The organism is Shinella sp. GW835-FHT14H05, from assembly GCF_058793575.1.
The window spans coordinates 1-22,157 of sequence record NZ_JBXAFY010000020.1 but is presented as its reverse complement, the minus strand read 5'-3'; the positions used below and the strand labels follow the sequence as shown (position 1 = coordinate 22,157).

Annotated in this window: 24 protein-coding genes; 16 read left to right on the top strand and 8 right to left on the bottom strand. The window is 63.8% G+C overall.

The features are described 5' to 3' along the window. Positions 1-46: 46 nt before the first annotated feature. Complete coding sequence (locus AC1Q6Z_RS31570) at positions 47-748, top strand: GntR family transcriptional regulator (protein WP_256118391.1); 702 nt, start codon at positions 47-49, stop codon at positions 746-748. A 12-nt stretch (positions 749-760) separates the two neighbouring features. Here the strand turns inward: AC1Q6Z_RS31570 and AC1Q6Z_RS31565 are convergent, their stop codons facing one another. Beyond that, positions 761-1,660: a LysR family transcriptional regulator gene (locus AC1Q6Z_RS31565; protein WP_492650255.1), complete on the bottom strand. Its 900-nt coding sequence runs from the start codon at positions 1,658-1,660 to the stop codon at positions 761-763. Between the two features lie 858 nt (positions 1,661-2,518). Here AC1Q6Z_RS31565 and AC1Q6Z_RS31560 point away from each other — a divergent pair. Then, positions 2,519-4,534: a methyl-accepting chemotaxis protein gene (locus tag AC1Q6Z_RS31560; protein ID WP_492650254.1), complete on the top strand. Its 2,016-nt coding sequence runs from the start codon at positions 2,519-2,521 to the stop codon at positions 4,532-4,534. Positions 4,535-4,603: 69 nt separating this feature from the next. Here the strand turns inward: AC1Q6Z_RS31560 and AC1Q6Z_RS31555 are convergent, their stop codons facing one another. Then, complete coding sequence (locus tag AC1Q6Z_RS31555) at positions 4,604-4,852, bottom strand: hypothetical protein (protein WP_492650253.1); 249 nt, start codon at positions 4,850-4,852, stop codon at positions 4,604-4,606. Between the two features lie 208 nt (positions 4,853-5,060). Here AC1Q6Z_RS31555 and AC1Q6Z_RS31550 point away from each other — a divergent pair, with 208 nt between their 5' ends. From AC1Q6Z_RS31550 to AC1Q6Z_RS31520, 7 genes are all read left to right on the top strand, one after another. Further along, positions 5,061-5,651: a DUF4360 domain-containing protein gene (locus AC1Q6Z_RS31550; RefSeq protein WP_256118388.1), complete on the top strand. Its 591-nt coding sequence runs from the start codon at positions 5,061-5,063 to the stop codon at positions 5,649-5,651. Positions 5,652-5,814: 163 nt separating this feature from the next. Continuing rightward, positions 5,815-7,209 carry a DUF4360 domain-containing protein gene (locus tag AC1Q6Z_RS31545; RefSeq protein ID WP_492650252.1) on the top strand — a complete coding sequence of 465 codons (1,395 nt, stop codon included), beginning with the start codon at positions 5,815-5,817 and terminating at the stop codon, positions 7,207-7,209. Between the two features lie 64 nt (positions 7,210-7,273). Beyond that, positions 7,274-7,921: a MarR family winged helix-turn-helix transcriptional regulator gene (locus tag AC1Q6Z_RS31540; protein WP_492650251.1), complete on the top strand. Its 648-nt coding sequence runs from the start codon at positions 7,274-7,276 to the stop codon at positions 7,919-7,921. Between the two features lie 35 nt (positions 7,922-7,956). Then, positions 7,957-8,673, top strand: a complete 717-nt coding sequence (locus tag AC1Q6Z_RS31535) for a hypothetical protein (protein ID WP_439616452.1) — start codon at positions 7,957-7,959, stop codon at positions 8,671-8,673. A gap of 220 nt (positions 8,674-8,893) precedes the next feature. Continuing rightward, positions 8,894-9,451, top strand: a complete 558-nt coding sequence (locus tag AC1Q6Z_RS31530; RefSeq protein ID WP_492650250.1) for a redoxin family protein — start codon at positions 8,894-8,896, stop codon at positions 9,449-9,451. After that, positions 9,448-10,137: an MOSC domain-containing protein gene (locus AC1Q6Z_RS31525; protein ID WP_492650249.1), complete on the top strand. Its 690-nt coding sequence runs from the start codon at positions 9,448-9,450 to the stop codon at positions 10,135-10,137. Before AC1Q6Z_RS31530 ends, AC1Q6Z_RS31525 begins: the two co-directional genes overlap by 4 nt. A gap of 83 nt (positions 10,138-10,220) precedes the next feature. Then, positions 10,221-10,514, top strand: a complete 294-nt coding sequence (locus AC1Q6Z_RS31520) for a DUF6522 family protein (RefSeq protein WP_439616449.1) — start codon at positions 10,221-10,223, stop codon at positions 10,512-10,514. 3 nt (positions 10,515-10,517) lie between these two features. Here AC1Q6Z_RS31520 and AC1Q6Z_RS31515 read toward each other — a convergent pair whose 3' ends face one another. Beyond that, complete coding sequence (locus AC1Q6Z_RS31515) at positions 10,518-11,381, bottom strand: MurR/RpiR family transcriptional regulator (protein ID WP_319310186.1); 864 nt, start codon at positions 11,379-11,381, stop codon at positions 10,518-10,520. A gap of 109 nt (positions 11,382-11,490) precedes the next feature. On the opposite strand from AC1Q6Z_RS31515, the gene AC1Q6Z_RS31510 reads away from it, so the two are divergent. The 6 genes from AC1Q6Z_RS31510 to AC1Q6Z_RS31485 all read left to right on the top strand — a co-directional run bounded on the left by AC1Q6Z_RS31510 (position 11,491) and on the right by AC1Q6Z_RS31485 (position 18,708). After that, entirely contained in the window at positions 11,491-11,805 is a 315-nt protein-coding gene (locus AC1Q6Z_RS31510) for a hypothetical protein (RefSeq protein ID WP_492650248.1), read from the top strand. 244 nt (positions 11,806-12,049) lie between these two features. Continuing rightward, the gene (locus tag AC1Q6Z_RS31505) at positions 12,050-13,531 is read left to right on the top strand and encodes a M81 family metallopeptidase (protein ID WP_492650247.1); all 1,482 of its coding nucleotides are present in this window, start codon (positions 12,050-12,052) and stop codon (positions 13,529-13,531) included. 54 nt (positions 13,532-13,585) lie between these two features. Further along, positions 13,586-15,100, top strand: coding sequence for an ABC transporter substrate-binding protein (locus AC1Q6Z_RS31500; protein WP_492650246.1), 1,515 nt, complete (start codon positions 13,586-13,588; stop codon positions 15,098-15,100). Positions 15,101-15,111: 11 nt separating this feature from the next. After that, entirely contained in the window at positions 15,112-16,062 is a 951-nt protein-coding gene (locus AC1Q6Z_RS31495) for an ABC transporter permease (RefSeq protein ID WP_492650245.1), read from the top strand. After that, positions 16,059-16,919 (top strand): ABC transporter permease, encoded by an 861-nt coding sequence (locus AC1Q6Z_RS31490; protein WP_492650244.1) that lies wholly within the window; start codon positions 16,059-16,061, stop codon positions 16,917-16,919. The genes AC1Q6Z_RS31495 and AC1Q6Z_RS31490 overlap by 4 nt, the downstream gene beginning before the upstream one ends. A gap of 1 nt (position 16,920) precedes the next feature. Then, positions 16,921-18,708 carry an ABC transporter ATP-binding protein gene (locus AC1Q6Z_RS31485; RefSeq protein ID WP_492650243.1) on the top strand — a complete coding sequence of 596 codons (1,788 nt, stop codon included), beginning with the start codon at positions 16,921-16,923 and terminating at the stop codon, positions 18,706-18,708. On the opposite strand, the gene AC1Q6Z_RS31480 is transcribed toward AC1Q6Z_RS31485, so the two are convergent. Further along, positions 18,705-19,448 (bottom strand): sulfite exporter TauE/SafE family protein, encoded by a 744-nt coding sequence (locus AC1Q6Z_RS31480; RefSeq protein ID WP_492650242.1) that lies wholly within the window; start codon positions 19,446-19,448, stop codon positions 18,705-18,707. The two genes, AC1Q6Z_RS31485 and AC1Q6Z_RS31480, sit on opposite strands and share 4 nt — an antisense overlap. 122 nt (positions 19,449-19,570) lie before the next feature. On the opposite strand from AC1Q6Z_RS31480, the gene AC1Q6Z_RS31475 reads away from it, so the two are divergent. Beyond that, positions 19,571-19,825 (top strand): DUF982 domain-containing protein, encoded by a 255-nt coding sequence (locus AC1Q6Z_RS31475; protein ID WP_435268514.1) that lies wholly within the window; start codon positions 19,571-19,573, stop codon positions 19,823-19,825. Between the two features lie 33 nt (positions 19,826-19,858). On the opposite strand, the gene AC1Q6Z_RS31470 is transcribed toward AC1Q6Z_RS31475, so the two are convergent. The 4 genes from AC1Q6Z_RS31470 to AC1Q6Z_RS31455 form a co-directional block, all read right to left on the bottom strand. Further along, a complete protein-coding gene (locus tag AC1Q6Z_RS31470; RefSeq protein ID WP_492650241.1) occupies positions 19,859-20,050 on the bottom strand; it encodes a hypothetical protein in 192 nt (63 codons plus the stop codon). A 79-nt stretch (positions 20,051-20,129) separates the two neighbouring features. After that, positions 20,130-21,590, bottom strand: a complete 1,461-nt coding sequence (gene glgA / locus AC1Q6Z_RS31465) for a glycogen synthase GlgA (protein ID WP_492650240.1) — start codon at positions 21,588-21,590, stop codon at positions 20,130-20,132. 82 nt (positions 21,591-21,672) lie between these two features. Beyond that, the gene (locus tag AC1Q6Z_RS31460) at positions 21,673-21,915 is read right to left on the bottom strand and encodes a DUF2934 domain-containing protein (protein ID WP_492650239.1); all 243 of its coding nucleotides are present in this window, start codon (positions 21,913-21,915) and stop codon (positions 21,673-21,675) included. 53 nt (positions 21,916-21,968) lie between these two features. Then, positions 21,969-22,157, bottom strand: a 189-nt coding sequence (locus tag AC1Q6Z_RS31455) for a hypothetical protein (RefSeq protein WP_492650238.1), incomplete at its 5' end; no start/stop codon positions are given.

Genomic DNA, 22,157 nt, shown 5'->3' with positions numbered 1-22,157 from the left:
TGTGTGCAATTTGCGCGATATATTTTATGACTATGGAGACTGCCGCATGGCGAAGAAAGTTGACGATCTGGGCCGCGGTCGCTCGCAGGCCGTTCATCGTGCGCTGAAGCGCGCCATCCTCGACCAGGCGCTCTCGCCCGGCTCGAAGCTGCCCGAGGATTCGATCGGCGAACGGCTCGGCGTCAGCCGCACCCTCGTGCGCGAGGCGCTGGTGCGGCTCAGCGAAGAAGGCCTTGTCGACCTGCGCCCCAACAAGGGTGCGACGGTGGCGCGCCCGACGCTGGAAGAGGGCCGCAACCTGTTTTTGACGCGCATGGCGCTGGAGCGCCTCGTCGTCGAGACGCTTGCCGGCAAGCTCACCAAGGAGCAGATCGACATCCTCGCCGCCCATATCGCGGCGGAGGATGCCGAAAAGGAACATGCGACCTCGATCCGGCTCGCCGGCGAGTTCCATACGATGCTGGCGCAGATGACCAACAATGCCAGCCTCATCCGCTATGTGAACGAGCTCGTCGCCCGCAGTTCGCTGATCCTGGCGCTCTACGGCCGGCCGCATTCCTCGGACTGCGCCGTGTCGGAACACCAGGAGCTGCTCGACAGCCTGATCGCCGGCAAGGCCGAGGACGCCTCGAAGCTGATGGCCCATCATCTCGATTCGATCACCACGCGCGCGCTGCTGCCGCGCGAAGACGACCGCAACATCAAGGACGTGCTCACCGCCTATGCGGCGGCGGAAGGCCTCGCCTGACCGGCTCGCCGTTCAGGCGCCGTTCGGCACGCTCAAGCGTTCGGCCGGCGCATCGACGACCATGCGCCGCACCCAGTTGACGAAGTTGCGGATATCGGTCTCGTTGCGGCGGGCGTGCTTGACGTTGAGATAATAGGCGCGGCCCGACGGCATGCGCGCGTCGTTCCAAACCTGGAGCCCGCCCTCGGACACCCGCTGCTCGGCCAGGAAATGCGGCACCAGCGCGATGCCCAGGCCCTGCTCGGCCATTTCCACGGCGAAGAGATAATGGCTCGCACCGAGCACGGCGGCATTGTCCAGCAGGTCCTTGCGGTCGACGAGCTCGAGATAACCCTGCCAATCCGCCATGAAACCGCGCTCCTCCACCTCCGTCGTGATGAGCGCATAACCGCGCTTGCGATCGGGCGGGATTTGCTCGGCCGTGCCCACGGCAACCAGATCCTCGGGCAATAGCTTCACGCTCCAGAAACCGTCCTTGATCGGCGTGGTCGTGAAGAAGATGTCGGCGATCGCGTCGCTGAGATCCGGCTGGTAGGCCTGCAGCTTGATCTGCATGCGACAGTCGGCGGCATGCGCATAGAGTTTCACCCGGGGGATCAGCCAGCCGGAGCCGAAGGACGTGCACACCGCCACGCGAAGCGCCGGCGTCGTCTCGCTGATGCTCTTCTGGATCGAGTGCTCGATCTGGGCGAAGGCAAAGGACAAGGACTTTGCAAGCTTGGTGCCGCGCTCGGTAAAGGACAGGTCGCGGCCGGTTTTCTCGATCAGGTCCTCGCCGATCTGGGTGCGCAGGTAGCGCAACTGATGGCTGATCGCGCTACGGGTAATCGCCAGCTCATCGGCCGCCTTGGCAATGGAACGGTGGCGAAACACACATTCGAACACCTGTAAGGCCCTGATATTGCACTGCATTCTTACATAACCTCATCCCTTGGCGTTCCGGGTCGCGTTGGGCGTGGGAAAGGCGCTTGCCATCTCATGTGAGCCAGCCGGCCACAGCCTTCCCTCTTAAATTGATAAATTAGAATCCCGTTCAAGAGTACCTACGCAAACGCTGAGATAGAGCGCAATCCACCGCACGAGAGCGATGGAACCGTGAATTCTCCTCATCAGGGTGAATAGCTGTCACAAATCAGTCATTTCGCACCCGTGCGTTGTGCAGATTCCGGATAGCCGGGGTCGGATCAGAGCTTTTTTGGGTTCAAAGACCCGGTCGGCATCCGGGGCAGCCAGCAAAATAGGCAGGACGACTCAGAAAAAGCTGTCACGGACGTGACATAAGCTTGGCAACGGGCTCGCCGACGACCGGAAAAGCGAGGCCCGCCGACGCATTTTTCCGCGCTGAAGCAAGGACAGAGAACCCGCGGACGGAATTATGTTTTGCGTATCTTCAGCATTTTTCGTGCCGATGCATACATATAATTACGTTCTGACTCAGAATATGGTCGTTTAGGTTTTTACTTTACAGAATTACTTCCTGATTTATTCGTATAAATTTCCTTGCGAAAACTTCAGATTGCAATAACAGGAAAAAATAACTGCAAATTTCCTTACTAAACAAATACACCTCCAAGGTGCATCGCGAAAGAATACTGCTTTTCCGCTTGAAATCTCGAAAAATTATCGAATTTCTAACCATTCTACACCACATCCTGTACGCGCTCCGACGATGTCGTCGGGCAATTGCACTCATGTGCGGCATGACTTCATGACGGCAGAAATGAGTTCGGCGCGGCGGAAGAGACATGTCCACGTCAGGAAATGTCCATCATGAGAATCAAGACCCAATTCATCATCCTCGCCTCGGCGACGGGCGTCGCCATCGCCGGTCTTGTCGGCAGCCTGTGGGGTTATGACGGAGCGGCGAGCGATGTGACGAGCGCCTACGACCAGAAATACCGCTCCTATCTTCTGGCCGACGGCTTTCGCCAGTCGTCCGACGACCTGACCCGCCTTGTCAGGACCTATGCCGAGACCGCGGACCCGTCCTACAAGGAGCAGTATAACGCCGTCGTCGAGATCCGGAACGGCACGCGCGCGCGGCCGAACGACTACCACCGCATCTACTGGGACTTCGTCGCGGGTGGCGAGGCCAAGCCCCGCCCGGATGGCGCTGCCATTTCCATTCACGACCTGATGAAACAGGCCGGTTTCACCGATGAGGAGTTCGCCCTTCTGGACGAGGCCGGCAAGCGCTCCGACGCGCTGATCAAACTCGAAACCGAAGCGATGAACCTCGTCGAAAATGTCGCGACGCTCGGGCCGGATGCCCAGCGCAAGGCGACGCAGATGTTGAACTCGCCGGATTACCACCGCTTCAAATCCGAGATCATGAAACCGGTCGATGCCTTCTTCGTGAAGCTCGAAGAGCGCACCCAAGCCGCGGTCGACGAGGCGAACGCACGCGCCTCGTTCTACTGGGCCATGACGATTACCGCGATGTCCGCCCTGGCGCTGATGCTTGTCGTCGTCGGCTACGTCACCTTCAAGCGCATCATCGGTGGCATGTACAGGCTTTCCAGCTCGATGGGGCAGGTTGCCGATGGCCAGCTGGAAACGCAGATCGACCTTGCCAAGAACGATGACGAAATCGGCGACATGGGCAAGGCGCTCGAAGTCTTCCGCCAGGGCGCCATTGCCAACCGGCGGCTGGAGCAGGAGGCGGAGGAAGCCCGCAAGCGCGCCGAAGTCGAGCGCATCGCCATGCAGGAAAGAGCCGAGGCCGCCGCCACGGAGCGGCTGCGCATCGCAACCTCCGGCCTCGCGGCCGGCTTGAAACGCCTCGCATCGGGCGACCTCGCCTTCCAGCTCAACGAGGCCTTCGCCCAGGATTTCGAAGCGCTGCGCCAAGACTTCAACCAGTCCGTCGCCCAGCTCAGCACCACGCTGTCGGAAATCTCCGGCTCGATTTCGAACCTCGATACCGGCACCCGCGAAATCGCCGCCGGCACCGACGATCTTTCCAAGCGCACCGAGCAGCAGGCCGCTTCCCTGGAAGAGACCGCTGCCGCCCTCGACGAAATTACCGTCAACGTCGCCAATTCCTCCAAGCGCACCGAGGAGGCGAAGAACGTCGCCGGCCGCGCCAACCATTCGGCGGCCGAATCCGCGCAGGTAGTGTCCCATGCGGAAGAGGCGATGCGCAAGATCGAGGACAGCTCGCAGCAGATCTCCAACATCATCGGCGTCATCGACGAGATCGCCTTCCAGACGAACCTGCTGGCGCTGAACGCCGGCGTGGAAGCGGCCCGTGCGGGAGAGGCCGGCAAGGGCTTTGCCGTCGTGGCGCAGGAGGTGCGCGAGCTCGCCCAGCGGTCCGCCCAGGCCGCCAAGGAGATCAAGGGCCTGATCCACAACTCGTCGGCGGAAGTCGAAAACGGCGTAAAACTGGTGCGCGACGCGGGCTCGGCCCTGAAGACCATCAGCGGCTTCATCGTCGAGATCAATGCGCATATGGAATCGATCGCCACCTCCGCCAAGGAACAGTCGGTTGGGCTTGCCGAGGTCAACACGGCGGTCAACGCGATGGACCAGACGACGCAGCAGAATGCCGCGATGGTCGAACAGTCGAACGCGGCTTCCAATACGCTCGCGAACGAAGCCGTCCGGCTGCGCGAACTGGTCAGCCAATTCAGGCTGGAAGGCGGCGCCCTGCATTCGACCCGCGCGACGCGCGGCAACGAGGCGGCCGTCGCTTCGCCTGCTCGTGCGCTCGGCCGTCGTGTCGCCTCCGCCTTCAGCGGCAATGCCGCGCTCGACACCAAGGCGGACTGGCAGGAGTTCTGAGAAGAAGCGCCCAGGCTGCATGAACAAACCCACCCGCGCACGTCGCGGGTGGGTTTGGTTTTTTAACGATCAGAACCGCGCGTAGCCATCGCAGCCGCGTTCGGCCTGACGGCAGCCCTTCTGGCGGTAGAGCCGGCGGTAGTTGCCCTCTTCGTAGCGGATGCGCTGCTTTCGCTGGTGTTCCCGCAGCGCCGGCGAGACCGAACCGGAATAGCCGTGGCGGATATCCGGGGCGCTTTGCGTGGTGCAGCCGGCAAGGACGAAACCGGCGGCCAGCGCGATCATCAGCAGTTTGGGAATGGCCGGGATAGAATGCATCTCACCTCTCCTTGCCCGCGTGCCACGGTTTTGCCTTCGAATGGCACATTTGCGAACAATTTTCTTTAAAACGCTGTTAACTGCGTACCGTACAGATTGCTATGGGCCGGATGACTCCAGAATGAACGTCGTGCTCAGCGATGGTTCAGGTCACGGCAGTCATATCTTCAGACGAACACCAGGTTCGTTTCGAAATCGAGGAAAACTCATGAAAACCGTTGGTATCGTGCTCGCATCCCTCTTTCTTGCCACGGCCGCCTATGCGGACGACATTTCGCTCGGTACGCCCGGTTACGGCGGCAGCGGCTGCCCGGCCGACAGCGTTTCGGCGACGCTGAGCCCGGATGGCAAGGCGCTCAGCCTGCTGTTCGACGAGTATGTCGTGGAAGCCGGCGGCGAGACGGGCAAGTCCTTCGACCGCAAGACCTGCAATGTCGCGATCCCGGTCCACGTGCCGCAGGGCCGCAGCGTCTCGGTGCTGGCGATCGACTATCGCGGCTTCAACCAGCTGCCGCGCGGCGCCCGCTCGCAGTTCAACGTCGAATATTTCTTCGCCGGCACACGCGGCCCGGCCTTCCGCCAGACGTTCACCGGCCCGAAGGAAAAGGACTACCTGATCTCCAACAAGCTGACGGCGGAATCGCTGATCTGGTCGGCCTGCGGCGAGGACGTCAACCTGCGCACCAATTCCAGCATTCGCGTCAACACGACGCGCGGCCAAGAAGCCATGGCGACCGTCGACACGCAGGACGTCAAGGCGGCGATCATCTATCAGCTGCAATGGCGCACCTGCCGCTAAAGCATTTCCGCTTTTCTCCGAATCACGAAAACGCTTTATCGATTGTTTTCTTACGCAATTCCGGACGCAAAACCGCTTCGCACTTTTGCTGGAATTGCTTCTAATCTTGCATAAAGCCGGGCAACGTTGATCGCTGCCCGGCCGTTTTCAGGGAATCTTTTGCATGCGTCTCCCCCTCCGCCTCGCCCTTCTCGCCGCCGCTTCGGTCCAGCTTCCGGGGCTCGCGCTCGCGGCAAATGGCTGCGCGGATGGCACGTTTTCGTCCACGCAATCGCCGGACGGCAACGCGACGAGCATCCTGTTCGACGATTTTTCCGCCATGGCGGGCGGGGCTTCGGGCGTGCGGCGCGCCACCAGTTCCTGCAAGCTCAGCGTGCCCGTGACACAGAAGGACGGGCACTCGGTCTACAACGTGGATTATCGCGGTTTCGCCTCGACGGAGGACGGCCAGACCGCTTCCCTTCGCACGACGCAGGATGGCAAGCAGATCCTGAAATACGAGATCAAGGGGCCGTTGCAGGACGACGTCGCCATCTCCGACAGGGTGGGCGTTTCGGGGTCCGATACGCTCGACCTCGCCGTGATCCTCGATGCGACGGGGCCGCTCGACGAAAACGGCTTCGAATCGACTCTCTCCATCGACTCGATCGATTTCGCGCGCATCGGCTTCACCACCACGGCCTCGGTCGTCGGCTCCATGAACCAGATTGCGCGCCAGCGCCAATCGATCGCGCTCGACCTGATGGACACCGCGCAGAACCTGCTTGGCCAGACGAGCCGCTTCGATGAGGGAAGCTATCTCGCCGCCTTCGCCAGCTCGGATGCGGCGGCGGGCTTCAACGGGCGCTGGGAGGCCGGCAACGGCGTGAGTGTTCTCGGTGGTGCCGCCATCGTCAACCCGAACCGCACCGAGGACGCGCTCGACACGCTGGCGCTGCTTGCCGGCGCCGTGCGCTACACCACGCCCGCCACCACTTGGCGGGCCTTTGGCGAGGCCGGCGCCTGGGGATCGCCCGATGTTTCGGCCTCGCTGTCGCGCAGTTACGTGAATCTCGATTCGCTGGTCTTCGCCAGCGGCACCGCCTCCGGCTCGCTGTTCAGCGCCTATGGGCGGCTCGGCGTGATCTATGCGCCGGACGACGCCAACGAGATCGCGCTCTCTACCCGCTTCACCCGCTCCTGGCTCGACCTCGACGGCTATGACGAGGACGCCTCCGGCAAGAATCTGTTCGCAGCTCACATCAAGGGCGGCCGCTCGCACTCCGACACCGTGAGCGCCGAACTCGCCTGGAGCCGCAGGCTGGACGACAGGCTCGACTATACCCTGCTTGGCGCGGTCGGCCGCACCTTTGCCGGCAGCAACGGCGTCAAGGCGTCCGTCGACTGGGTCGGCGATGTGAAGGGCAAGGCCGACGACCAGAATTTTGCGACGGTCGGCGGGCGCGTCGGCTGGAAATTCGACCAGCGCTGGCAGCTCGACACCGCGGTTTCCGCCACCTTCCGCGAAAACGACAAGCCGGACTGGAACATCGGCGGGCAGCTGAAGGCGTCGTTCTGACGCCTTCCCATTCGGGCTGTTTTGCGCCCCTTGAAAATATATAGGACTCCTATATATTAACGGCATGGAAACGCCGAAGACCCCCCTTTCGATCGACACCCGCATTCGCGAAGGCCTTTCGCGCGTGGGCATGGTCCTGCGCGTCGACGAGTGGAACCGGGCGAAGGCCACCGGCCTGAACCCGACGCAGCTTTCGATCCTGACACTGCTGGAAGGGCGCGAGAAGGACGGGCTCGGCGTCAAGGAGATCGCCGCCCATCTCGGCGTCTCGCAGCCGACCGCGACGGATTCGATCAATGCGCTGGAGCGCAAGGGTTTTCTCGCAAAGCGGCAGGGCGCGGCCGACAAACGCGCGGTCAGCGTGGTGCTGACGGCCGACGGAGCCTCGGCGCTCAACGCGACCGACACGGGGGAAGGCCTTGCCGCCCAAGCGATCGGCGCCCTCGACGACGGCGAGCAGGAAGACCTGCTCGTCACCCTGATCAAGATGATCCGGCGCCTCCAGGAGGCCGACGCGATCCCCGTGCAGCGCATGTGCGTGACCTGTCGCTACTTCGCGCCCTTCGCCCATGCGGATGCGGCGCGGCCCCACCATTGCAAATTCGTCGACGCAGCCTTCGGCCAGCGGGAACTCCGCATCGATTGCCGCGATCACGTCGAAGCCGATCCCGCCTCCCGGGCTGCCACCTGGGATGCATTTCAAACGGGATAATCCAACCCCCTCCGGGCAACGAAAGGAAAATATGCATGTTCGGCAGATTTTTAACCGGCGCGCTCATCGCCGGAACGGCATCGCTATGGCTGGCGACGGCCTCCGCCCATTCCATCAAGGCGGAGCCTACGGAGGCGGTCCAGGCCTCTTTCGACATCATCGAGACGACGATCGCCACAAAGGGCGACAGCGCGATCTTCACCACCCGCGTGCGCGGCGAGGCGGGCAAGGACAAGCCCGATGCGACGGGCAAGTTTGAAGGCTCCAGCGTCTATGCCTATGTCTGGCCGACGAGCCTCGACAGCGGCGAGATCGGCTTCGACAAGGGCCAGGGCATTGTCGCGCTTGCCGTCACCTTCCATCCAGATTTCGACGATGCGGCGTTTGGCGGCAAGAACCGCCATGTCTGGCATCCGCACTGGGTGGTTCTGGCCGAGGACAAGGCCTGCGACGGCGGCCTCAAGGTCATCGACATTCCGGACGGCGCAAAGCCGAAGGTGCCGGAGACCTGGCCCGGCGTGCCGCTCCTGATCGACAGCCCGGACTATCCGACCAGCTTCAAGGGCGACACGGTCGACGTCGCCATTCCGCTGTCGCTAATCGGCGGCATCACCGGTGCTGCCTACGATGGCGTGACGGCCGGCCTGAAGGTCAACGGCAACCTGCATGCCCCGCTGCTCTGCGTCAGCAACGTCTTCAAGGTGGCGTCCGGCAATCTGAGCCTGCCCGGCAAGGTCGCGCCTGCCGAATGATTTAGAGCGCAGCTCGATCCGATTAAATCAGGTCGGCGCTCTAAATCCTTATTTTTGAAGCATAATCTTATCGATCCTCGTTTCACTCCGGTCGGATTATGCTCTCGCGTCGGTCCGGCGACTGCCATCGCCGGACCGACAATTCTTCCCCTCCAGGCATTGGAAAGAAAGAACATGACAAGGATTACCCGCATCGACCCCCGCCAGCAAGGAGGCGACCATGTCCCAGCCTGATGCCCGGCCTCTTGCCCCGGAACTGGCCGTCAGCGCCTGGTTCAACACGCCCGGCCCGCTGACGTTGCAAGGCCTTCGCGGCCGGCCGGTCTTCCTGCACAGTTTCCAGCTGCTCTGCCCCGGCTGCGTGGCGCAGGCTATTCCGCAGGTGCAGCGCATCGAGCGCGTCTTCGCTCATACCGACCTGCAGGTGATCGGCATCCACATGGTCTTCGAGCATCACGCAGCCATGTCGCCGGTGACGCTGCAGGCGTTCCTGCATGAATACCGGCTGAAATCGCCCGTCGCCGTCGACCTTGCGGAAGAGGGTTCCGACATTCCCGTGACGATGCGGCGCTTCGGGCTGCGCGGCACGCCGTCTTCCGTGCTGATCGGGCGCGATGGCAGCATCCTGCACCAGGTTTTCGGCGTCGAGGACGACATCGCCGTGGGTGCGCGGATCGCCATGGCGCTCGCCGACCCTGTTCCGGTGCGGACCGCGGAGACGGCGGATGCGGATGATGGGTGCGTCGACGGTCGTTGCGCGGCACCGTTGCTCTCATGACGGGCGTTGCCCTGCTCAGCCTTCTCGTCAGCGCAGTGGCACCGCTTGGCGCCCGCGGCGTGCCGAGCGGCATCGCGAAATCCGCGGTGGCGGGGCCGCTTGCTCTCTCGTTGACCGGCTTCCGGGGCGACGAGCAAGGCGATAACATGCGGCATGGCGGGCCGGAAAAGGCCGTGCACCACTATCCCTTCGAGCACTACGCCGCCTGGGCGCGCGATCTCGGCGCGCATCCGCTGCTGGCCTCCCCCGGCGCCTTCGGCGAGAACATTTCGACCGCCGGGCTCACGGAAGACACGGTGGCGATCGGCGATGTCTTTGCGCTTGGCACGGCCGTCGTCGAGGTCAGCCAGGGCCGGCAGCCGTGCTGGAAGCTGAACGAGCGTTTCGGCCGGACCGAGATGGCGCGCATGGTTCAATCCACCGGGCGCACGGGCTGGTATTATCGCGTGCTCCAGCCCGGCACCGTCACGCCCGCGGACCGCCTGACCCTGCTCGACCGCGCGGCACCGGAATGGACGCTCGCCCGCATCTGGCGCGCCTTCTATATCGACACGCTCAACCGCGAAGAACTTGCCGGCATCGCGGCGCTGAAACCGCTTGCCGCCGGCTGGCAGACCCATGCCACCCGGCGGCTGGAAAGCAACCGGGTCGAGGACTGGACAAGGCGGCTCACCGGCTCCACCTAGGTTCTGCGACGCTACCGCCCTTTCGGCAGGATGCGGCGCGGGTTAAGACTGATCTTCACCGCCCTGCCGCCGGGAGACGCTGCATGACCGACGCCCAGCCCATCATTCTCAGCCGTGACGAAGCGGGCGAATTCCTGCTGCCGGCGGAAATGCTGGCCGAGCGTTTCGGCTGGCCGACGCAGACGCTGCGCGACATGATGCGGCGCGGCTTCGTCGCGTCGCGCGTCGAGCGTGGCGAAGGGGAGGATGCGGGCCGCTGGCGGCTGACCGTGCGCTGCGGCAACCGGCGCTGGCAGGCGATCGTCGAGGCGGACGGCACCATCGGCACGCAGCGCATGGAGGTTATTCCCTCCGCGCCGCCGCGCGCCAATCGGTAATATTCAGTCGCCGAGAAGCTGGCGGTCGTCGCCATCGCGGCGGCTTACCAGTTCCTCCTTGATGCTGCGCAGCGTCTTCAGCGCCTTGGCCCTATCGGTATAGGCGACGAGATTGGCCAGCATGTCGATGACCGCCAGATAGGCATAGCGGGTCGAGGTCGGTCGGAAGATGTTCTTGCCCTCCGGCAGGTCGACGGAGATGACCACGTCCGCCGCGGTCGCGACGGGCGAGCCGCTCTGAGTGACGACGATGGTGGGTATGGCGCGTTTGCGCAGCAGGCCAAGGCAGTGCACCAGCGCGGGATCGCGTCCCGTGAAGGACGAGCCGAAGACCACCGTGCCCGGCAGGGCGGCTGCCGAGATCATCGCATTCATATTGTGGTCATTCGAGGCATTGACGCGGCAGCCGAGCCGGAAGAGCCGGTTGTGCAGCTCGTTGACGATCATCGCCGAATTGCCGCTGGCGCCGAAGGCCTGGATGAAATCGGCACCGCGCAGAAGGCGGGCCGCCGTGTCAAGGGCTGCGAAATCGAGCTGGCGGTGCAGCTGGAACAGCGCGTTCTGCGCCTTCGCGATGATGTCCTCGGCCACCTCGTCCGCCGTCTCTGTCGGCACTTCCGGCTTGACGTAGCGCAGGCCGACATAGGTGAGCCGCGCGAGCTGCACCTTGAAATCCGGATAGCCCTTGCAGCCGAGCCGGCGGCAGAAACGGGTGACCGTCGGCGGCGACACGCCGGCGCGCTCGGCAAGCTCGCCGATCGACGAGTTGACGACGAAATCCACATCCTCCAGGGCAAGCTGCGCAAGCTTGCGATCCAGCCCGGAAAGCCGGCCGTCCTCATCCGACAATGCGTGAAAAAGGTCCATCGGCTCTCCGCCCTTGCGCGATGCGTGAAAACGAATTTCTTATACGGCAGTCATAACACAGTGCCGCTTCGCATCAATGGGTTTGGCATGAGGCTTCGCGGGCGGGGCCTTGCTTTTCTCAGGCGAAACGCCGGTATGGCAGACTTTATGGCCATCCCCGCTCGCTCCAGAGGTTGCGGTGTGTCCGATTTTTACAAGCGCAGGAGAAATATTTTTTCATAATTTCACCTCGAACGGCTGCAACGCCGAGGCGACGGCAGACGGCGCTGAAATTCCGACCCTCTTCGCCACCTTGCATTTTCAGGCCATTTTCACCGCTCGCATGCAGCGAAACCAAGGGTTGGCTTCGGAACGACTTGATATTCATAGCGGATTCGAAGTGCTCGCTCTGCGGCTGACCTTCCTGCGAAATTTTGCTGCGTGAAAATTCCTCTCTTTTTCGATCAATAAGAAAACATATTACATGGAGAGTGGTCTAGAGTGCACTCGATCTTGACTTTTCGTGAAATTATCGCACTATCGGGAAAATAAATTACATCGCAGAAGCGGTGAAACAAGCGACGGGAACATTATCGGAAAGCCTCACGGCCGAACATGTCAACGCCCTCACCGGCGGCTGATGGCGGCTGGGCATGTCTACGAGCTTCAACCCATTCGGACGGATCAACATGCGCATCTTCACGGCCTCGCTGGCGACCGAGACCAATACATTCTCCCCCGTTCCGACGGACATGAATGCCTTCAAGGCTGCCTTCTATGCGGGGCCGGGCGAACATCCCGACACGCCGACGCTCTGCTCCTCCGTCGTGCCGATCCTGCGCCGGCGCGGACGCGCCGAAGGGTTTACCGTCATCGAAGGCACTTCCTGCTGGGCGGAGCCGGCGGGCCTCATCCAGCGCAGGACCTACGAGACGCTGCGCGACCAGATTCTTGGCGAATTGCAGGGCGCGCTGCCGGTGGATGCCGTCGTACTCGGCTTGCACGGTGCCATGGTGGCGCAGGGTTATGACGACCCCGAAGGTGACCTGCTGTCCCGGGTCCGCGCCATCGTCGGTCCGGAGGTGCTGGTCGCGGCGGAATTTGATCCGCACAGCCACCTGACGGCGCTGCGCGTCGCCAGTCTCGACCTCATGGCGACCTTCCTCGAATTCCCGCATACGGATTTCGAGGAGCGCGGCGAACATGTCGTCGACCTCGCGCTGCGGACGCTGCGTGGCGAAATCCGGCCGGTCATCTCGACTTTCGACTGCCGCATGATCACCCTCTACCCGACGAGCCGCGAGCCGATGCGCTCCTTCGTCGACCGTCTGAAAGCGACGGAAGGCCGCGACGGTATCCTGTCGATCTCCGTCATCCACGGCTTCATGGCCGGCGACGTGCCGGACATGGGCACCCGCATCCTCGTTGTCACCGATGGCGACAAGGCGAAGGGCGACGCGCTGGCGGAAACGCTCGGCCACGAGCTCTACGCCCTGCGCCGGCAGGCAGCGATGCCGATGCTCGACACCGAGGGCGGGCTCGACCGGGCCTTGGCGGTGCGCGCCGAAAGGCCGGATGTGCCGGTGGTCATCGCCGACGTGTGGGACAATCCGGGCGGCGGGGTGGCGGGGGATGCGACCCATATCCTGCGCCGCATGATCGAGCGCGGTTTCGAGAATGTCGCGGTTGCCACGATCTGGGATCCGATCGCCGTGTCCTTCTGCCATGCGGCGGGCGAAGGGGCGGAGCTTGCCCTGCGCTTCGGCGGCAAATCCGGGCCGGAGGGCGGCGAGCCGCTCGACCTGCGCGTGACGGTGCTGGCGGTGTTCGATGCCGGCTGGCAGAGTTTTCGCAACAGCCGCGTGACGCTTGGCGCGGCCGCCGTGGTGCGCCCACTCGGCACGACCATCGACATTGTGCTCATCACCAGCCGCACCCAGACCTACCAGCCCGACATCTTCGCCAACCAGGGCATCGACTTCACGCGGAAAGCCTTCCTGCTGGTGAAATCGACCAACCATTTCCACGCCGGCTTCCAGCCGGTCTCCTCCGAGATCGTCTATGTCGCCGCGCCGACCTCCTACCCGACGGACCCCGCCACGACCGCCTATCGCAAGGCGAGCCTTACGCTCTGGCCGCGTATCGCCGATCCGCTTGGACTGGAAAGCTGAACCACCTGCCGGACGGGAGCCGGCGTCAACGTTAAAAAAAGAGAGGGTTACACGATGAAAAGTGCATTGGTTCTCATGACATTGGCCGCACTTGCCGGCACCAGCAGCCTGGCGATCGCCCAGACCACCGACGGCGTGCTCACCGTCGCGACCATCGGCGAGCCGCCGACGCTCGACGCCATGCAGACGCCGACCGACATCGTGCTGACCATCGACCAGCACATTTTCGAGACGCTCTATACCTATGACACCGAGTGGCGCTCCGTGCCGCTGCTCGCCGCCGCCATGCCGGAGATTTCCGAGGACGGCCTCACCTATCGCATCCCGCTTCGCGAAGGCATCAAGTTCCATGACGGCAGCGATCTCGATGCCAAGGACGTGACCGCTTCGCTGACGCGCTGGATGGCGGTAAATTCCAAGGGCAAGCAGGTCGCCGAAGTGATCGAGAGCCTTTCGGAGGATGGCGCGAACGCGGTCGTCGTCAAGCTGAAGTCGCGCTACGCGCCGCTGCTCGCCACTTTCTCGCAGGCCTCCATCATCATGCCGTCGGAAAAGATCGCAGACACGCTGACCGACTTCATCGGCACCGGACCCTATGCGCTGAAGGAGCGCAAGCCAGACCAATATACCCAGCTCGTGCGCTTCGACGGCTACAAGTCGCCGGAGGGCGAGCCCAGCAACTATGCGGGAAAACGCGAGGCGATCGCCAAGGAGATCCGCTTCGTGCCGGTGCCGGACGCCAATACCCGCGTCGAGGGGCTGATTTCCGGCCAGTTCGATTTCGCGGACTCGCTGCCGGTGAGCGCCTATGAGCGCGTCGAGGCGAGCGGCAATGCCAAGCCGGTCATCTATGAAAACACCGGCTGGGCCTCGCTCAACATGAACATGAAGGAGGGCCTGCTCACCAAGAAGGCGCTGCGCCAGGCCGTGCAGGCCGCACTCAACCCGAACGACATGATGCTCGCCGCCTTCTCCGACGAGCGCTTCTTCAGCGTCGACGGCTCGATCTTCCCGACGGGTTCGCTATGGCACACGGAATCCGGCGTCGCGCGTTATGGTGAGGGCGATCCGGAGGCGGCCGCGAAGCTGCTCGAAGAGGCCGGCTACGACGGCACGCCGCTGCGCCTGATGACCAGCCGCCAGTACGAATTCCACTACAAGATCGGCGAGGTGGCAAAAGCCTATCTCGAAGCCGCCGGCTTCAAGGTGGACATGCAGGTGGTGGACTGGGCGACGCTGACCACCCGGCGCGCCGACCCGAAGGAATGGGACATCTTCATCACCCATTCCAACTTCCCTGGCGACCCGACCACGATTAACACGATCACCGACAGCTATCCCGGCTGGTACGTCTCGCCGGAGAAAGCCAAGGTCGTCGCGACCTACATGGACGCCGTCTCCGACGCGGACAAGCAGAAGGCCTGGGAGGGAATCCAGGCGGTGATCTACGACGACGCGCCGCTCTTCAAGGCCGGCAATTTCAATGCGGTCACGGGGGTTTCCACCGGGGTTTCCGGCTACACGCCCACCTACTGGCCGCATTTCTGGAACGTAACCCCGAAGAAGTGAGGCGCTAAGCAATGGTTCGGATCGCTCAGGCACTGTTGAAACGGCTGGGAGGCATGGCCATTGTGCTTGCCCTCGTCGTGACGGTGGTTTTCGTCATCGTCCGCGTGACGCCGGGCGATCCGGCCGCCGTGATGCTGGGGTCGGATGCGACCCCGGAGGACATCGCGCAACTGCGCACCAAGATGGGTCTCGATGCGCCGCTGATCGCCCAGTACGGCCAGTTCGTGCTGGGCATCCTCAAGGGCGATCTCGGCCAGTCGATCTTCCTCGACCAGCCGGTGACGACGGCGCTTGCGGCGCGCGCCGAGCCAACCTTCTTCCTCACGCTGTTTTCGATCCTGATTGCGGTGGCGATCGCGCTGCCGGTCGGCATCTTCTCCGCCGTCAGGCGAGGCACGCTGTTCGACCAGGTCGTCGTGACGCTCACCATGGTGGCGGCGAGCGTGCCGAGCTTCTGGCTCGGCCTCATCCTCATCCAGGTTTTTGCCGTCGGCCAGGGCTGGTTTCCGGCCTCCGGTTATGGCGGGCCGGATACGTCCTTCCTTGAGCGGCTGCACCATCTCGTGCTGCCCGCGGTGGCGCTCGGCATCGTCAATTCGGCGCTGATCACCCGCTTCACCCGCGCCGCCATGCTCGACGTGCTCGGCGACGACTATGTGCGCACGGCGCGTGCCAAGGGGGCGAGCGAACGGCGCGTGATCCTCAAACACGCGCTGAAGAACGCCCTGATCCCGGTCATCACCGTCATCGGCCTGTCCATCGCCATGCTGGTGGCGGGCGCGGTGGTGACGGAAACCGTGTTCGGCCTGCCGGGCGTCGGCAATCTCGTGGTCTCGGCCGTGCTGCGGCGCGACTATCCCGTCATCCAGGGTGCGCTGCTGGTCGTCGCGGCGATCTACGTGCTCATCAACTTCATCGTGGACATGCTCTACATCCTCGTCGATCCGCGGGTGCGCCTATGACGACCGCCTCCCTCCCCCTGCCCGTCACCGCCAGCCTGCGCCGGCTGTTCCGCAACCGCGCCATCCTGTTCGGCGCGATCATCCTGGCGATCGTTCTCTCGGCAGCACTTCTGGCGCCCTGGATCGCGCCCTATGCGCCGAACAAGCTGTCGATCGTCAACAAGCTGAAGGCGCCGTCCTTCGCCCATCTCTTCGGCACGGACGAATTCGGCCGCGACATCTTTTCCCGCGCCATCTTTGCCGGCCGCATCTCGCTGCTCGTCAGCCTCGGCGTGGTCTCCATCTCCACCGTGCTCGGCGTGCTTTTGGGGGTGACCGCCGGCTTCTTCCGCAAGCTCGACGCACCGATCTCGCGGCTGCTCGATGCCATGATGTCCTTTCCGGATATCCTGCTCGCTATCGCGCTCGTCGCCGCCCTCGGCCCGTCGCTCACGACCGTCATCCTGGCGCTCGGCATCACCTATGCGCCGCGGCTGGCCCGCATCGTGCGCGGTTCCACGCTGGTGCTGCGCGAACTGCCCTATATCGAGGCCGCCGTCGCCATGGGCCTGCCGACCTGGCAGATCCTGACGCGCCATGTGCTGCTCAACCTCGCCTCGCCCATCCTCGTGCAGGCGACCTTCGTCTTCGCCTCGGCGATGCTGGCGGAAGCGAGCCTCTCCTTCCTCGGCGTCGGCGTTTCCACCGACATGCCGACCTGGGGCACCATGCTCGCCTCCGGCCGCGAATATATGAACAACGCCCCCTGGCTGATGGTGTTTCCGGGGCTGGCCATCGTCTTCTCCGTGCTTGCCCTGCAACTGCTCGGCGACGGGCTGCGGGACCTGGTCGACCCGCGCCTTGCGAAGGAAAGCTGACATGACGAACCCGGTGCTTTCAGTCGAGAACCTGACGACGTCGTTCAAGACCGCGGAGGGATGGCGGGCCGTCATCCGCAACATCAACCTGACGGTCGATGCCGGCGAAACCGTCGCCATCGTCGGCGAATCCGGCTCGGGCAAGAGCGTCACCGCGCTCTCCACCATGCGCCTGCTGCCGCCCGGCCGGGCGCGCTGCGAAGGCCGCATCCTGCTCGAAGGTCGCGATCTTTTGCAGGCGAGCGAGGCGGAGATGCGCGCGGTGCGCGGCGGCGTCATCGGGATGATCTTCCAGGAGCCGATGACCTCGCTCAACCCGGTCTTCACCATCGGCAACCAGATCGCCGAGGCGCTGGTGCTGCACCGCGACCTCTCGTGGAAGGCGGCCGAGGCCGAGGCGCTGCGCCTGATGGAACGCGTGCGCATCCCCGCGGCGAAATCCCGCCTGCACGAATATCCGCACAAATTCTCCGGCGGCATGCGCCAGCGCGTGATGATCGCCATGGCACTCGCCTGCCGGCCAAAACTGCTCATCGCCGACGAGCCGACGACGGCGCTCGACGTGACCGTACAGGCGGAAATCCTCCATCTGCTGCGCGAATTGCAGCGCGAGGAGAACATGGGCGTGCTGTTCATCACCCATGACATGGGCGTGGTGGCCGAAGTGGCCGACCGCACCGTGGTGATGTTCCGCGGCGACATGATCGAGACCGGCGCGACACAGGACATCTTCGCCGCGCCGAAGGCGATCTACACGAAAGCGCTGCTCGCCTCCATTCCGCGCCTCGGCACGATGGGCGATGCGGCGGCGCCGCGCCGCTTTCCGGATGTCGATCCCGCGACGGGTTTCGCGACCGACGGCCGCGTCACGCAACCCGTTTCAGCGGACGCCAAGCCGATCCTGACGGTCGACAAACTCTCCGTGCGCTTCGCCCTGCCGCAGGGACAGATCCACGCCGTCGAGGACGTCTCCTTCGATCTTCGGCCGGGCGAGACGCTGTCGCTCGTCGGCGAATCCGGCTGCGGCAAGTCCACCACCGGCCGGGCGATCATGCGCCTCGTCGATCCGAGCGCCGGCTCCGTCGTCATCGACGGGCAGGACGTGACCAAGGCCGGGTCAGGCGTATTGCGCGCCATGCGCCGCACCTCGCAGATGATCTTCCAGGACCCCTTCGCCTCGCTCAATCCACGCATCACCATCGGCTCGGCCATCGCCGAACCGATGCTGGCGCACGGCCTGCTGGGGCGACGCGAGGCGAAGGAGCGCGTCGCCGAACTGTTGGAACAGGTCGGCCTGTCCGGGACGATGGCGGGGCGGCATCCGCATGAGTTTTCCGGCGGCCAGCGTCAGCGCATATCGATTGCCCGCGCGCTGGCACTCCAGCCGAAATTCATCGTGGCGGACGAGGCGGTCTCGGCACTCGACGTGACCGTGAAGGCGCAGGTGTCCAACCTGCTGCTCGACCTCCAGGAAAAGTACCGCCTCGCCTATCTCTTCATCTCGCATGACATGGCGGTGGTCGAGCGGGTCAGCCACCGCGTCGCGGTGATGTTCCTGGGCGAAATCGTCGAGATCGGCCCGCGCGCCGCGATCTTCGACAATCCGCAGCACGCCTATACGCGCCGCCTCATCGCCGCCGTGCCGATGCCCGACCCCACCCGCCGCGGCCACCAGCCGCCGCCGCTCAACGAGGAGATCAAGAACCCGCTGCGCCCGCACGGCTACGTGCCGCCGAAGCGCGCCTATCGTGAGGTTTCGCCGGGGCATTTCGTGCAGGAAGCGGCCTAGAACAGCCGCATGGCCGCGGTGCCGGCGATGACGAGGGAGACGGCGACCATCAGCGGTTTCGTCGGCAGCCGCTTGACGATGAGGGCACCGAAGGGGGCTGCAAGCACGCCACCGATGATCAGGCCGACCGCCGAGGAAAGCTCCGACCAGCCGAGCGCCAGGATGAAGGTGATGGATATCACCACCGTCACGGCGAACTCGGTAAGGTTGGTCGAGCCGATGACCTTTTTCAGATCATGGCCGCGCCCGAGCAGTGTGCTGGTGACGATCGGCCCCCAGCCCCCGCCGCCCATGGCATCGAGCAGGCCGCCCGCGCCGCCGACATAAGGGATGATCCAGTCGCGCACGTCGCGCGGCCAAGAGGGGCTGAACGCCTTGTAGAGGATGAAGACGCCGACGGCGATGAGATAGACGGAAATGAAGGGTTCGATCGCCTTGGCATCGATGCTGGAGAGCAGATAGGCGCCGATCGCCCCGCCGATCATGCCCGCCGGCGCTAGCCGCGCCACCAGCCGCCAATCGACATTGCGGTGATAGGCATGCGACAGGCCGGACGCCGCGGTGGTGAAACATTCGGTCGCGTGCGTCATGGCGCTGGCGGTTGCCGGCGGCACCCCGACGGCCAGCAGGCTCGTGGTGGTGAGCACGCCGAAGGCGAGACCGAGCGCGCCATCCACGATCTGGGCGAAAAAGCCGATGACGACAAAGAGCAGCAGGTCCGCGGTCAGGTAATCCAGCATCGGCCTCTCCTCGCCTATCACGCGAAACGCTAGACGCCTTTCCGACCGCTTTGGTTCCACTGCGGAACTATTTGCACCATCTGGGATTGTAGGAGGAGAACGCGCACAAGGCAGGTTTCGATATGGACAGCGATCACAACTGGCAGATGCCCGTCGTTCTGGCGAATCCCGAAGCGCAGGCCTTCGTCATCGTGCGAAGCTCCGTCGAGGCGGCGGCCTATCTCCTGCAATTCTGGCCGAAGCAACACGGCATCGCCTTCTACAAGGCGATCCGCCTCTGTGCGGATGCGCTCGACGGCGACGCCGAGGACAACGAGGCACGCGACGCCTTTCTGGAAGCCGCACACGAGGCAAAGATCGCCATCACCCTGCACTGAGACGCGGGGAACGGCATTCGGCAGCAAAAAATCTCAAACAGGACCATGCACGCGCCCATGCACATGTTTCGGCGGCTGGTCGTTTTCGTCGGGATTCGGATCCGGATTTTCATCCGGCAGGCGGTCGGGCTCCGGCTCCTCGATCGGCGGGTTGGGATTGTCGATCGGCGGCAGGTCGGGAATGGGGACCGGACCGGGCGTGGGCTCGTTGGGGATGATGGCCATGATGCCCTCCTGTTCACCCAACCAATCGGTGACAGCGGCAATTGTTCCCCTCGATGCATCTCGCCAAAAGGCGAGACGCCTATGCCCGCTCGGCCGTCGCCTGCCACGCGGCCTGCAACGCCTCGAAAAGCTGGGCATATTGCGAGGCGCTGCGCTCCCAGGAGAAATCGGCTTTCATGGCCTGGCGTTGCAGGCTGCTCCAGGCCTCGCGATCCTCGAATGCCTCGCAGGCCCGGCGCACCGCCTCGCGAAAACTGTGCGGATCGACCGGGTGGAACTGGAAGCCGGTGGCAACCGCCCGCGCCATTGCGGCTTCGTTGGCATCGATGATGGTTTCCGACAGGCCGCCGGTCCGCCCGACAAGCGGGATTGCGCCGTAGCGCATGGCATAAAGCTGGGTCAGTCCGCAGGGTTCGAAGCGCGACGGCTGCATCAGCACGTCGCAGCCCGAAACGATGAGATGCGCCAGCTCCTCGCTATAGCCGATATGGACGCTCACGCGGTCGGGATAGCGCCAGGCGCAATCCCGGAGTGCCGCTTCGATGGCCGCGTCGCCCTGCCCGCAGACGACAAGTTGTCCGCCGTGCTGGACGACTTCCTCGGCGACCTCGGCAAACATATCCGCCCCCTTCTGCCAGGTCAGCCGCGTCAGCGCCGCAAAGAGCGGCCCATTTGCATCCGGCAGGCCGAAATGCCGGAGCACGGCCGCGCGGTTCTCCTGCCGGCGCGCCAGCGATCGCACGTCGTAGGGCCTGGGGATGAGAGGATCGGTCGCCGGATTCCAGATATCGGCGTCGATGCCGTTGACGATGCCGTAAAGGGCTGCGCGCCGCGTCTGCAACACGCCGTCGAGCCCCATGCCGAGCTCCGTCGAGAGGACTTCGCGCGCATAGGTGGGGCTGACCGTCGTCACGATATCCGAACAGACGAGGCCGCCCTTCAGGTAGCCGATACCGCCGTAATATTCGAGGCAATCCATGCCGAGGGCTGCGTCCGGCAACTCCAGGCGGGGCGCGATATCGATGGAAAACTGCCCCTGGAAGGCGAGATTGTGAACCGTGCAGACCACGGGAAGCGAACTCTGGAACCGATACCGCAGATAGACCGGCACGAGCGATGTCTGCCAGTCATGCACATGGACGATATCGGCGCGGCCCACCGGCAGGTGCCCGAGCGCGATGCGCGCACCGGCAAGCGACAAGGCGGCGAAACGCAACCAGTTGTCCGGATGGTCGTAACCGGCGCCATCGAGATAGGGTCCACCGGTGCGCTGGTAGAGTTCGGGGATCTCCAAGACCAGGAGGTCGAGCCTCTCCGTGGTCGCGCGGGAAACGACGGCCCGGTACCCGAGCAGGCCCTCAAGGCACCCGATTTCAACCCGCTCCGGCAGGCGGTCCAGCACCTGCGGATAACCCGGAACCAGGGTCAGGACGTTAATACCCAGCGGGCGCAGGGCCTTCGGAAGGGCGCCCGCCACGTCTGCCAATCCCCCGGTCTTGATGAGAGGAAAAGCCTCCGAAACAATCGACAGAACGTTCATGGCCTGTCAGATACCACTCCGCTGAAGGGATCGAAAGCCCCCGCCGGGCGGCGAGAGGCGAAGCGACGGCATAGCGAAACGGTCAAGCGGATGCGCGAAACGTCTCCGCCGGCTGCAGCTTGCGCTTCGAATGTGCCAGGAGCGCCACGCGCTGGAGCGGAAGCGGCTTTACGGGAGCCACGATCTTCACGGTCTTTACAGGCATTCTCGACCGGACACGCTCGGTTGCCATTTCCCAATGCCGCGCTTCCTGCCCATGCGGCCGCCCTTCCGATTGCCAGATAAGATAGGCCTCGGTGCGAACCAGATCATCAAAATCAGCCATCTGAATGTCCCTTTCTGAAAAAGACTGCCCATCGCGCCACCACCCGTTTTCTGTCAAAGGACGGCCAAAAAGGCCCCTTTCGGGTTTGATGCGCGCAACTCTGACAGCCGTATTTTGAAACCGGATGACGGGCTGTTTGTTCCCAAGAAAATAGACGTTTTGACGCTGACCTGAGACCCATCGTCCCTCCAATTTTCAGGAGAGTCTTGGGTTTTCAATCTGACCTTATGCGGCCTGTTTTT